Below are 13,270 nucleotides of genomic sequence, written 5' to 3'. Positions count from 1 at the left end.
TGTTTTTAAGATAAAATGGAAATATCAGCTCCGCATGAATTGAGTTTTTCATGCATTACTTCATATCCCCTCCATAAGTGATCTAAATTACTTATCGTAGTTTCTCCTCTAGCTACCAAAGAAGCGAGTATCAGAGCCGCTGTTGACCTCAGGTCAGTAGCATATAGATTATTAGCTCCGTATAAGCTTTTTATTCCGTTTATAGTAGCTTTGTTTTTCTTTATGTTTATGTTAGCACCTAATTTTCTCAACTCACTTGTATGTGTGAACCTGTTCTCAAAAATGTTTTCTTCAATGACAGATGTTCCATCAGCAATGCACATTGTGGACATAAGTTGTGGTTGCATGTCACTGGGAAAATTAGGGTACGAATCTGTTGCGACGTTGATAGATTTAATAAAACAGCTTTTTCTAGAAACAGTAATACCTTGATCAAGTAATTCGATCTTAGCTCCTATGGTTTCCAACTCATTTGCAATGCATCTTATATCAGATAGATTTATTCCTTTTAACGTCAACTCACCACCAGTTATTATAGCAGCTAGTGCATATGTACCAGCTTCTATACGATCTAATATTATTTTATGGACACATCCATTTAATGCCTCAACTCCTGTTATTGTAATTTTTTTATTGTTGATTTTAATATTAGCTCCCATTTTCTTTAGAAATTCTATTAAATCCACAATTTCTGGCTCTGTTGCAGCATTGTTTATTGTTGTCACCCCTTCTGCAAGGGTTGCTGCCATTATTATATTTTCTGTTGCGCCAACGCTTGTCTTCTCGAATGTAATCTCTTTCCCTTTTAGTTTTCCTTTCACTGCTACAATTATATTACAACCATCAATTTCAATTTCAGCTCCCATTGCTTCTAATGCTTTGATGTGCATATCAACGGGACGTTTTCCAATATTACATCCACCAGGGAAGACCGTTGTAATTTTACCAAATCTACTGAGAATTGGACCCAGCATTAGAAAAGATGCTCGTAGCTTACTTGCAGTTTCATGTGATATTATGTAATTATTGATATTGCTACAATCAATTTCAAAAATATGATTTGCTTTATAGCCTTTATTGTACATAAAGTTTACCTTCGCTCCAAGCTTTTCGAGCAGTTCAGACATCAGATGTACGTCAATTAGATTAGGTACGTTATGTAAAGTTACTGAAGAACTGCTTAATAGGCTTGCCGCCATTATCGGTAAAATAGCATTCTTTGAACCGTTAATCTTAATTTCTCCAACCAAGGGCTTACAATTATTCTTTACTAATATTTTATGCATTCAAATAAAATAAACCTTACCGAATAAGTATAGTAAATCGATAATAAAAGGCAAACTTTACCTATCATTGCAGATTATAACAAACGCAATAGCGTAATCTCCATCATCACTTAGAGAAAGATGCAATATGCAGTCTTTGGAGATAAAATCCTTGCTAATGGTAAGATATGGCTTCCCTCTTGAATCGCTATATATTTCTATATCTTTCATTGTAATGCCCTGGCTGAATCCACTACCTAACGCCTTAACAAAAGCCTCCTTTGCTGCAAAGCGCTTAGCAAAATATTTTGCACGTATTTTTTGACTTTTGTACTTTCTGCTTATCTCTATTTCCTGCTTAGTGTAGATTTTATTGAGGAATTTTTCCTCATACTTCTGCAGTATCTTCAATATTCTTGATATATATACTATATCAATACCAATACCACGTATCATTCTGTGGTAAAGCGATTTATTGCTTCTTCAATCTGAATTTCTTTCACTTCTCCAGTTACTCTATTTTTTATTTCAACTAAATTTTCACTTACTGCCTTCTTTCCAACAATTATCTGCCATGGCAGGCCTATCAGATCCATTCTAGCAAATTTCACTCCTATGCTTTCTTCTGTATCATCGTAAAGCACTTTATCGCTTTTCAAAGTTTTGTATATTTTGTTTGCAATCTCTACACATTTACCAGTTTTTATTTGTAGGTTAATTAAGCCAATTCTGAAGGGAGCTATCGCTTCTGGCCAGATAATTCCTTTATCATCATGGAAAGCTTCTATTATCGCACCAACAAGCCTTGAAACTCCAATGCCGTACGAGCCCATATGTATATTAACATTTTTTCCATCTTGTGTAGTAACTTTTGCGTTCATTGGCTTTGAATATTTATTTCCGAAGTAAAAAATATGACCTATTTCGATACCTTTGCTAAGGCTTAACTGTTCTTGTGGTATAGGGCAAGTTTTAGTATGATGTATATTATCTGCAACTGCGTATATGCTCTTTAAACTTTCAACATCTTCATTTTTCAGTAATTCAGGAAGTTTATTGTCATAATATAAAGTGCTTTCACCTGTGCTTGCCAATATATGAAACTCGTGGCTTAAATTTCCTCCAATTAGTCCAGTATCTGCCCTAACTACAATTGGAGTGAATCCCATGCGCTTGAAAATTTTTATATAAGTTTTGTACATTGAATTATATGAATTCAGTGCATTTTTATAGTCTGTATCGAAACTATATGCATCTTTCATCAAAAATTCCCTACCTCTCATAATACCATAACGTGGTCTTACTTCGTCACGAAACTTCCACTGAATTTGATATAAACAAAGTGGCAAATTTTTATAACTCTTTACCATGCCTCTAATCAAATCAGTTGCTACCTCCTCATGAGTTGGACCAAAAAGCATATTGCTCTCATACCTGTCCTTAATACGTAACATCTCCTTGCCGTAATTATTGTAACGTTCTGACTCTTGCCAAAGATTTGCCGGCTGTACACAAGGCATTAATACTTCAATGGCGCCAGACTTATCCATTTCATCTCTGATTATACCTTCAATATTTTTAAGCACTAAAAGGCCAAGTGGCAACCAAGAATAAATGCCAGATGCTATTTGCTTTACTAAACCTGCGCGTATCGAATATTGATGAGAAGTAATCTCAGTATCAGTAGGAGTTTCTTTTAAAGTTGGTAAGTAATATTTAGATAAGCGCACTTAATAGATTTGATTATATTAGATAATCTTAATACGATCAGATTTGTAAGTAAACTTATTTTAAAGATAAGAAAGTGTGTTATATCTTTTTTCTTTTCTTCTAATTTCTGAATCGACTCATACGTTCTTTAAAAGAAAGAGTAGATGGATCTTGTACCTCACTATTCACTAGATCTGTATTACTCTTTTCCTTTATAAGAGAAATTTTAGATCTCATTTGTAAATTGGTTGGCTTTGGTGACACAGAAGGCTTATCTGTTTTTAGTGTAGAGTGTAATAATGATGCGAGTTCAGGCTTGATGTCGTCACCGGACCTATAACCACTTTCAGGAGTTATGTTTCCTTTTTCATTGTCTGATGGGAGAGCTTGAGGTGTATACTTTTCCTTGTGTTTTGTTAGCCTCTTTTTTTTCGGTCTTTCTTCATCTGTACTCCAACCTGAACTACTGTTAAAACTAGAACACTCACTTTCACTGTCTGAGGATTTGATTGCTATTCTCCTCCGTGCAAGTGCGATATTAAGAATCAAAACCATATCTTGATTTTGATCAGTAGTACCAGACTGCTTTTGCTGTACATTTGTGTTTTTAGTGTGCCTTAACTTAACTCCTTTTTTTATCTGCTCGAGTAAAATATCTTTACTGCTTCCTTGTTTGGTATCATTACCAATTCCAGCTTCAAGCATGTTAGGGCCATTAACTTTTTTTGATGAAAGGATTTCACTTAAGCTTGAAGTAAGAGAAAACTGCGTAGCAGCACTGTGTGGTGATCCTGCAGCATCAGTTTGTGAAACAGCTGTGTCAGGAGCTAATGAAAGCTGTGTAGAAGTGTATATACTTGATTTATTCTTCAAATCAATATCACTATCAACTTTTATTTGTGATTCACTACTTTGCCTCTTAATAGTTTTATTAAAACTTTCTTCAATTGATCGCTTTTCAAGCAATGATTTTTTTATCATTTTTTTTGTTTGCTGTTCCTCTTTGAAGGTTCCTCTACTGAGACTTACTTCTTTTTTATTACTAACTTTAGAAATACTGAGTTTGATAAGGTATGCTACTAAAACCAGTGTAGCAACTGCAAAAACAATAAAAATTGTTAAAGGAGCTACTGTATTGACATTAGAATTAGAAATTGTTGTAGTGATGCAAGGAAGATATTGACCAGCTGTAAAACTTAATGCAGATGATGCTAAAATAGTAATTAAAGGTTGAAATACAGTTAACTTAGTTTTGATAAGTTCCCAGTGATTTGTACTACCTTTTGATAGCGTAGTAGTGGATATATACATTTTCTCTCACTATTAACACAATGCTAATGATAACAAAGCTATAAACAGTTGTCAATGGTTTATAGATAAGTTAAATAAGTTAATCTTTGTAAAAATCACTTTTTAAACATGTGTTGTAATATCTCATTAGCTATAGTAATATCCTGGCGTGGAGCTTTACCATATTCTGTAAATACAGAGACTGCGTAGCGTGGGTCATGATAAGGGCCATAAGCGATAAATAGTTTGTGACTTTCACCCTTGGAGTTTATTTCTGGTGTACCAGTTTTACCGGCGATTTGTATATTGCTTGTAAGTACAAGCCTTCTTCTATAGACTCCAATTTTAGAATTCACCATATCAGACATAGCTTTTTGAACTATTCTAAGATGCTCATAATCTATATTAATATTAGGAAAATCTCGTATCGTTTTACTTGTTTTAATGTAGGGAATTACCTTTTTCCCTGTTGCAATTCTTGCTGCAAGGACTGCAAGCTGTAGTGGTGTTGTGAGCAAATATCCTTGTCCTATAACTAAGTTTATAGTATCGCCTAAATACCATTCTGAGTATAGCTTTTGTGAACGCCAATCTCTATCAGGCAACAATCCTGGAGCTTCTTCCTTAAATGTTTCAATTAGTGGACCACTACCAATACCAAATTTTCTGGCCATTTCTACTAGAGAGTCTACACTTATTTTTTTCCCTATATTATAAAAGTAAGTGTTACATGAGAGAACCATTGCTTCATTCAAAGACACACATCCGTGAATTTTACTTTGCAAGCAACGGAATCTCCGTTCACCTATTTTCATATAACCATTACATGAAAATTTTTCTTCTGGGATAATTATTCCATCTTTTAAACCTGCAAGTGCAACTATTATCTTAAATATTGAGCCAGGTGGAATTTGGTATGATAGTGCACGATTTATAAGTGGTAATGAAGGAGCATTTAGGCTTTCCAAAGTTTCATTCGATAATTTGCTAGTAAAGAGATTATTGTCATAAGAGGGTGAATTATATAACGCTAAAATTTCTCCATTATTTACGTCGATTACAACTACAGAGCCATTGTAATCTTTAAATATTTCTGCAATTTTTTTTTGCAAATCAATGTCAATTGTCAACTGTACATCTTGACCGTTCTGCTGTGGTATATTCAACAATTCTCTCATGACACGGTTTTTAGAATTGACTTCCTGCTCAGACTTTCCTGGCTCACCTTTTAATATATTATCGTATGTATATTCAATACCACTTACTCCTGTCTCACTCGTGCCTTGCTGTTTTTTTGTATACCCTAGTGTATGAGAGCATATTGAACCGAAAGGATAATAACGTTTATAAAAAGCGGTTACTTTTATTTGTGACGACTTTGCTATCTTAGATTCAATTTCTGATAATGTTTGCAAATCGACTTCTTTGTTAGAAGCCTTTTGCCCATTAAATGAAACAACATAAGAAATTTTGTTTGCTGCAAGCTCAATGCCATTCCTATCTAAAATTCTGCCTCGCATAGGTACAATAGTAGCGATTCGTATCCTATTATTGTTAGATAGTGCTTCATATTTTTTTCTGTTTTGTATTTGTAAATTATATAATCTGCAACTGAAAATCGCAGAAATGGTAAGTTGGATACCACCTAGTATAAATGCCCTGCGGTTAAAGACTTTGTTTTTTGTTCGCATAGAATCTCTTCAAACATAGCTTTGTGGTACGAATACAAAAGAACGAAAAACTTCGATACATAACTATATGATTTATAAAGATAGTGTATTGAATATTATAGCAATGAAGTACGAAGATGTCATTTGACGTACATCAACTATAAGCTAAGTAGCTCATAGGAGATGCAAAAGTTACTTAACAAGTTTTTACAGTCTTCTTAAGAAGAATTGAAGGTGTTTAGTTATCTTCAATCTGTGAGGTAAAATGACAAAAATATTAAGTAGTTAATATTCTATGTTTTTATTTTTGAACTATGTGAATCTTATATCTTTACGGATCCATAGGTTTTTACCTACATAAGCTAAAACATGTTTTATAAAGTGTTTAAGCAGCAATGCCGATTTGTAAGATTTAGAGAAAGAATAACTATCTACACAGGGTTTCTTTTGCTGTTTTTTTTTGAAAAGTAAATTTCTTAAGTATCTTTAAATGCAGCTAAATTGCGGTTATTAAACATTTAAAACATAAAAAAAATGCTAACGTTTTAAAACGAATATCAACCTTATTCTCTTTTACTTTTTTCATTCGTTAATCTTTTTAACATTTATAACTAAAATAATTAATGAATTGGGTAGAAAGTTGTTATTCCGGTACATGAATGGAGTTCATTTTTCTAAGTTATATCTTTTTAAAAATCAAAAATAAGCAGGGGAAGTAATATTATATCTAGGTATATCACATTCTAACATCTGTACACTATCTCATTTAATGAATCATAAACTATGATTTCTTTTGATATACTTTTAGTTTTAACTACACTACAAGCCCTTTTCCCTCGCTTACTTAAGGTGACAAGTTCTAATTAGACTTGTTAATATCTGACTATATAAGATTAAACTTTGATTATATTTGATTTATTGTTGTGATAATGGAGCAATTGCATTGCTCCATTACGTACATTCTTATAACTCTTTTGCTAATATCTTTGGTTTATTGCTTTTGTTAATTCAGGAAATTAACTATTCATGATATCAAATACATACTCAATTAATCGGTGTTTTTAATTAAATTATTGTCATGCTATTCATATGGCGGACAAAACTATTTTATATTATTCTGCTCTATTATATTTTTTAATTGCCATGTTTGTCTTTTAAAACACTTGAATTATTTCTCACTTGCGAATAACATCAATTTTCTATGTGACCAAGAATAGCTGCCCAGCTCATGGCTTGCTTTATGGATTTTTCTACTATTTCAGATTTATACGTTCATAAAAGAAGAAGTGTTGCTTTTGCTTCATAGATAGAACATTGGTAGTATCACATGTTCTGTTGTTGGAGGTCTATTATCAAATGTAAGTACAACAAATTTGTTATTGCTACTCAGCAATTTTTTTATATTGCTTATATTATTTATATAATAAAATTATAGATTATGGTTGGATCCACGGTGCGGTAAATGAAAATTATAATTATAATAGAAGTTTGTACTTGAATGTAGTAAAAGAAAGATTGTTATTAACCATATTTTCAATTTTATCATCCTAACTAATCATATTACTGCAGCTATAAGTCTTGGCATATAAAGCTAGAAGCATCAATTCCCTTCTGCAAACAAGTAGCAATAATAGTGTTTACCATCAAAAATGCGATAGTCATTGGGCCAACGCCTCCTGGTACTGGAGTAATAGCTTTGGCTTTTTCTTTTATCCCATCAAAGTCAACGTCACCTATGAGGCTTGGTTGCCCTTCTGTGTTTACACTATTTATGCCAACGTCAATTACTATTGCGCTTTTTTTTATCCAGTCTTTTTGAACAAATCTTGGCTTTCCGACTGCTGCGACTATTATATCTGCCCTAGAGCAATATTTAGCTAAATTTCTACTCTGTGAGTGCAAGATGGTAACAGTGCAGTCTTCTTGTAACAATAGGTGAAACATTGGCTTACCCACAATATTTGATCTCCCAATCACAACAGCATTTTTACTAGAAAGGTTTTTTTCAATTGATTTAATCAAATATAAACACCCTTTAGGGGTACAAGGTATAAGACAATTTTTTTCACCTTTAACTAGTCTGCCGACATTTTCATCATGAAAGCCATCTACATCTTTTTCGACATTTATTATGTTAATTACTCTGCTTGTATTAATATGACTTGGTAAAGGCAATTGTACTAAAATGCCATGAACAGATAGATCTGTATTTAATTCATTAATCTTTGTAATTAATTTATCTTCTGAAATATTGTCAGATAAAACAATAGTTTCAGAACTTATACCTATTGATTCTGCTTTTTTTTGTTTATTGCGAACATAGATCTGACTTGCTGGATTGCTTCCCACAAGGATTACTTTAAGGCAAGGAAAAATGTTGTGTTCTCTCTTTAAAACATTAATTTTTCGTGATAGCTTTTTATGTAGATTACTTGCTATTTTTTTACCGTCAATGATAATTGACATTTGCTACACTCCTTGCCATTCTTTGAGGTTAGGTAGTTTAATATCAAACAAATTTAATACCTTGCCAATAGAGTGATTGATAATATTTTCTAAAGATTTTGGCTTAATATAGAAAGCTGGCACTGGTGGAGCAATAATTGCTCCCATCTCTGTTAGTTTTAACATGTTTTGTAAATGGCCAAGATGCAATGGTGATTCTCGCACCATAAGAACTAATTTTCTTCTTTCTTTTAATGTTACATCTGCAGCTCTTGTTAATAGGTTGGAAGTAATACCTGATGCAATTTCAGACATTGTTTTTATAGAACATGGAGCGATAATCATTCCTAAAGTTTTAAATGAGCTACTTGCTATCTTTTCTCCTATTTTTTCCTCAGAATAGTAAAAATCTGCAAGTGATATGATATCCTCAAGTTTTTCTGTAATTTCATGATTTATGGTTATTTTTCCAGCACTACTTATTACTAGATGAGTTTCGTAACTTGATTTAGTGTTATTCGAGTACGTGATGCTGGAATATGTTGTAGCAAGTTCAAGAGATTTACTGACCTTTTTTAATATCTCTAGAATACGTACACCATAAATAGAACCAGATGCTCCACTTATTCCAATTACAATTCTGTTATTCATTTAATCTTCTTCGTGACTCATTTCTAATGTACGCTTATAAGTACCAAGCAACATTTCCTATTTTTCTCTATTATCATTATTCATTTTTTTAGTCTAACAATCTGTCTCATTACTTTTGTATCCCAAACTTTATCTGTAGCTTTTGCATACATGTCACAAATGTGGTTTTATATGTCTTTCTTTTCTTGTTCAAGTTTTTCGATTCTCTTTATGTAGCTTTTTAGCTTATCAGCTATTATTTTTACTGTGCTTTTCATAAAACCAAATTAATTAATTGCTGTTACAGTATTATCAATTTTCGCTCGTACTTCAATAGCAGTAATAGTGTTTTTATCTTTTTTTAAAATCTTAAAATAAAAACCATACATGGAAAACTCTTCACCTTCGTCAGGAATACGCTCTATTTCATTTACAATCATGCCTGCCAAAGTTGTAGCCTCTTCATCAGGAAGATTCCAATGTAACTGCCTATTAATGTTCCTAATAGTAGATTTTCCTTCTATGTGATACATATTATCAGATATTTTCTTTATGAAATTCTCTGTGATTAAATCATGTTCATCAGAGATTTCTCCAACTATTTCTTCTAGTATATCCTCAAGAGTTACGATTCCTTGTAGGGCTCCATACTCGTCAACAACAAACGCAAGGTGTTTCCTGTTTTTACGGAAATTATGCAGTTGCACGCTAAGCGGCGTACTTTCTGGTATAAACCAAGGTTTTGACATAACTTGAGTAATGTTAACCTCTTCTGTTCTATTATCTTTTTCACGCAAAGCGTTTATTAGGTTTTTTACGTGAACTACTCCGATGATGTTATCAGGTTCTTTTTGCCATAATGGTACCCTACTGTGACTGCTGGTTAAAATTTCTCTTATTAATTCTTCCTTATTTCGATCTATATCAAGAGAAAATAGGTTTCTTCTGTGGGTCATGATTTCTGATATTTCTGTCTCAGCTAAATCAAGTATGCTGTTTAGCATATCTAAGTCCTGTTTTAACATGGTTCCTTCACTGCGATGAAGAACAATAATATTACGCATTGCATCTGCTGCAGATATTACCTCCCTGTCTTTGTGAGGACCACATAATTTTAGAATGAGATTAACAATAAACTGAATACCTGACGTCAATGGAGAAAAGATCTTGACAAAAAACAGTACAAAATAAGCAGAAAATGATGTAAACTTCTCAGGGTTTTGCATGGCGTAAGTTTTTGGTAATACCTCACAGAATAGCAAGATGCAGAATGTCATTGTAATTGTTAATAGAAAGACGCCTTCGTTCCCAAAAAAGTTTATGACTATTGCTGTAAGTAAAGCGGAACAGGTAATGTTAATAATTGTGTTGCCGAGTAATATTGTACCTATTGTTAATTCCTTTTTATTTAATAAATGGTCGATTACCTTGGCTTTTTTGTTACCGTCTAGCTTTAATTTATTTACTCGGGAGCGGCTAATAGAGGTTAATCCTATTTCTGCTCCTGAAAATAAAAATGATAAAATCAACAAAACAAAAATTATTGATAATACTAAAATCAATAACTGACCCATTAAAGTGTAATATTACTGTGATAAAAACTAGAGTTAATTTTGTCTACTATAAGAAGCATTTGCAAATTTGAAGTTCTGTATGGCTAGGTTTTATATACCTAAAACATTTACATATTTTTAACCTCAAAAAATAAACTATGGAGTATATCGCATGCTGCATCTACATGTTTACCCTCAGTAATAAGTGAGGGGGTTATTCTTATCACTCTATTATTTAATAACTCTAGTTATTATTAAACCTTTGTCAAGAGAGATCGGCTAACAATTTTATCAGCAAAAGGTACTTTGAGCTCTACTCCTATCAATAAACCTTCTCCACGAATTTCTGAGATTATCTTTGGAAATTCTTTAGCTAAGGTAGCAATTTCTCTTTTAAATATTTACTAACTCTTCTAATATGATTAAAAAAGCTTTCTTTCAGCATTATATCAAGCACTGTGTTACCGACAGTAATAGCAAGAGGATTACCGCCATAAGTTGATCTTATAAGTTCCTGGGGTAATCGCTTCTGCTACATAACTTTTTATTAAACATGCAGCTATAGGGAATCCATTGTCCATAGCTTTCGCACAAGTTAACATGTCAGGCTCAATTTCTATGTTCTGATAATAAAATAAAGAACCGATACGTCCATATCCACATTGCACTTCATCAAAACACAAAATTATTCCTTGAGCTCTTGTTATTTCTCTCACCTTTTGAAGGTACTCTACATCTAGAATATACACTTTCCCCTCGCTTTGTATAGGTTCTAAAAACAAAGCAGCTGTCTCATTATTGATCTTTTTCTCTAGTGCTCTTTGATGTCATTTCTTGGCACTTTATCGAAACCAGGAAGGAGCGGAGCGAAGCCTTCGCGTAATTTCTTGCTTCCTTCAGCAGAAATCGCAGCAATACTACGTCCATGAAAACCTCCTTCGATTGTAATAATGCGATAACGCTTTTCCTCACCTTTTAAATAAAAATAACGACGAATAAGTTTGATTGTAGCCTCTGTTACCTCAAGTACGCTTGAGCAAAAAAAAACTTTATCTGTAAAAGTAAGTACTGTTAAACGCTCAGCAAGCCTTTCCTGTTGAGGGATAATGAAAATATTAGAGCAGTGCTACAATGAATCCAATTGTTCCTTCAACTTATTTATAATATATAGATGGCATTGTCCCAAGGAAGTTGTGGAAATACCTGCAGGAAAGTCTAAATATTTTTACCATCTCTATTAAAAAGGTATACTCCTTTTCCTCTGACTATAGGAATGTTAAACCTATTATGTGCATTAATAATATAGTTCATTTTAAGTGTTGCAGTATTATCAACAATTTTGTAACTATACTTGTGTGTCATTATCAACAAATAATTAATGTTTGTAAATTAATTACATCTAAGGTATAGATTATGAAGGAAAATGGAAATATGCTTTGATTTAGAGTAGGAAAATGTTACTGTGGATATGGTACGTGTGATAAGAAGTTTTATCACTAATATAACTTCTTTTACTGATTTTAAACTATAATCAGAAAGTTATCTGCTGCATAAGGTAACAAAACTACTGAAGTAGGCTTTAGTAGAAGTAGTATAATATTTAAAATAGATAATAAAAACCTATTCTATAAGAAGCTGATTAAGCTTTCTACTATGTATTGCAGATTAAAGAAAAATGGTAATATATGTGTTATTAACTCATACGTTGGTATGGTTGAGTGGGGGAACAATATTAATGGTTTAAGGTTACAAAAAGAGGGATAACAAAGTAATTTTGTATTATATAAAGGAAACTCGCTTCTAAAGGTGAAAATATGTGATAAAAATAATAAACTTATTAGAAGAGGCTTTATCATAAAACAAGAGGTTATCAAAGTGAAAACAGGGATAGTGTTGTCGAAACACTTGAATCAGATAAAGTGATAAAAACTTTGCTTAAAGATATAATAGATGATCTATATTTTTATATCAAGTTATATATTTTTACATATAATTTAGCATATGAAGTGCTGAAATTTATTAATTTTTATGATAAAAATGATCTAGTGCTATAGAAGATCATAAGAGAAGAAGGTAACTTTATTCTGTAATAGAAGTTAGTGATACAGATCATTTATATCAGACAAGAATGAAGTTCTTCTTCCAGCATATGATGACTATTAGTATCAGTATGCATAAAATATATCTGATGTACTGACAATGAGCGAAATAATAATGGATAGCTTTAAAAAAGCTATAATGCAAAGAAGGAATTTACTTTGTAAAAAAAGGGAAAAACTATTGGATAGTATCTATCTATGATAGCAAATATTGTCTTGAATAGTGCTGCTAATAGCTACTTTGCCAAAATAGATTGATGTAATACTTGGCTGGAATTGGTCATATGTAACCATATTAAAAAAGGTGGTTACTCTTATAGAGAGTGGTGTCTAAATATCTAAAGGTTGTTAAATCTGATAGTAGTAATTATAAGCTAACTTTTTGTAATATACTTGATACTAGGTAGGTAAACAGCAGATTCTATCTCTTACAAAGGTGCTATAATGTGATTCTTTATACTGTAGAGTTATTTTAATAATGGCTTTTCTTATATGGTCTAGTATATTTGATCAGTAGATAAAGAAATGTGATAAGTTAAAAAAAAGTATCTGTTCAAGAAGCGCAAAATAAGCTAGGTGAGGTATCATGAAAAGATAAACATAAGAGT

General features: G+C 32.2%; 11 protein-coding genes and 1 pseudogene. All 12 read right to left on the bottom strand.

The features are described from left to right. Window positions 1-5: 5 nt before the first annotated feature. A complete protein-coding gene (gene murA / locus WOVOC_RS03695; protein ID WP_025264348.1) occupies window positions 6-1,286 on the bottom strand; it encodes a UDP-N-acetylglucosamine 1-carboxyvinyltransferase in 1,281 nt (426 codons plus the stop codon). 57 nt (window positions 1,287-1,343) lie between these two features. Continuing rightward, window positions 1,344-1,721: a holo-[acyl-carrier-protein] synthase gene (locus WOVOC_RS03690; protein WP_025264347.1), complete on the bottom strand. Its 378-nt coding sequence runs from the start codon at window positions 1,719-1,721 to the stop codon at window positions 1,344-1,346. Continuing rightward, window positions 1,718-2,995, bottom strand: coding sequence for a proline--tRNA ligase (proS, locus tag WOVOC_RS03685; RefSeq protein ID WP_025264346.1), 1,278 nt, complete (start codon window positions 2,993-2,995; stop codon window positions 1,718-1,720). Before proS ends, WOVOC_RS03690 begins: the two co-directional genes overlap by 4 nt. Before the next feature lie 100 nt (window positions 2,996-3,095). After that, complete coding sequence (locus WOVOC_RS04355; protein WP_025264345.1) at window positions 3,096-4,286, bottom strand: hypothetical protein; 1,191 nt, start codon at window positions 4,284-4,286, stop codon at window positions 3,096-3,098. A gap of 95 nt (window positions 4,287-4,381) precedes the next feature. After that, on the bottom strand, window positions 4,382-5,956 hold the full coding sequence (locus WOVOC_RS03675; protein WP_025264344.1) for a penicillin-binding transpeptidase domain-containing protein: 1,575 nt from the start codon (window positions 5,954-5,956) through the stop codon (window positions 4,382-4,384). Between the two features lie 1,548 nt (window positions 5,957-7,504). Continuing rightward, window positions 7,505-8,401: a bifunctional methylenetetrahydrofolate dehydrogenase/methenyltetrahydrofolate cyclohydrolase FolD gene (folD, locus tag WOVOC_RS03670; RefSeq protein WP_025264343.1), complete on the bottom strand. Its 897-nt coding sequence runs from the start codon at window positions 8,399-8,401 to the stop codon at window positions 7,505-7,507. A gap of 3 nt (window positions 8,402-8,404) precedes the next feature. Continuing rightward, entirely contained in the window at window positions 8,405-9,031 is a 627-nt protein-coding gene (locus WOVOC_RS03665) for a UbiX family flavin prenyltransferase (RefSeq protein ID WP_025264342.1), read from the bottom strand. Window positions 9,032-9,111: 80 nt separating this feature from the next. Next, window positions 9,112-9,288, bottom strand: a pseudogene (locus WOVOC_RS04960) (GapR family DNA-binding domain-containing protein). 9 nt (window positions 9,289-9,297) lie between these two features. Further along, window positions 9,298-10,584, bottom strand: coding sequence for an HlyC/CorC family transporter (locus tag WOVOC_RS03655; RefSeq protein WP_025264341.1), 1,287 nt, complete (start codon window positions 10,582-10,584; stop codon window positions 9,298-9,300). A gap of 464 nt (window positions 10,585-11,048) precedes the next feature. Next, on the bottom strand, window positions 11,049-11,345 hold the full coding sequence (locus WOVOC_RS04925) for an aminotransferase class III-fold pyridoxal phosphate-dependent enzyme (protein WP_025264340.1): 297 nt from the start codon (window positions 11,343-11,345) through the stop codon (window positions 11,049-11,051). 29 nt (window positions 11,346-11,374) lie between these two features. After that, window positions 11,375-11,668: an aminotransferase class III-fold pyridoxal phosphate-dependent enzyme gene (locus WOVOC_RS04920; RefSeq protein WP_256377376.1), complete on the bottom strand. Its 294-nt coding sequence runs from the start codon at window positions 11,666-11,668 to the stop codon at window positions 11,375-11,377. A 110-nt stretch (window positions 11,669-11,778) separates the two neighbouring features. Further along, on the bottom strand, window positions 11,779-11,925 hold the full coding sequence (locus WOVOC_RS04845) for a hypothetical protein (protein ID WP_242368932.1): 147 nt from the start codon (window positions 11,923-11,925) through the stop codon (window positions 11,779-11,781). Window positions 11,926-13,270 lie beyond the last annotated feature (1,345 nt).

It is taken from the genome of Wolbachia endosymbiont of Onchocerca volvulus str. Cameroon (genome assembly GCF_000530755.1).
GTDB lineage: Bacteria > Pseudomonadota > Alphaproteobacteria > Rickettsiales > Anaplasmataceae > Wolbachia.
Note: the sequence above shows the minus strand (reverse complement) of the source record. Positions and strands in the feature narration are given on the sequence as shown.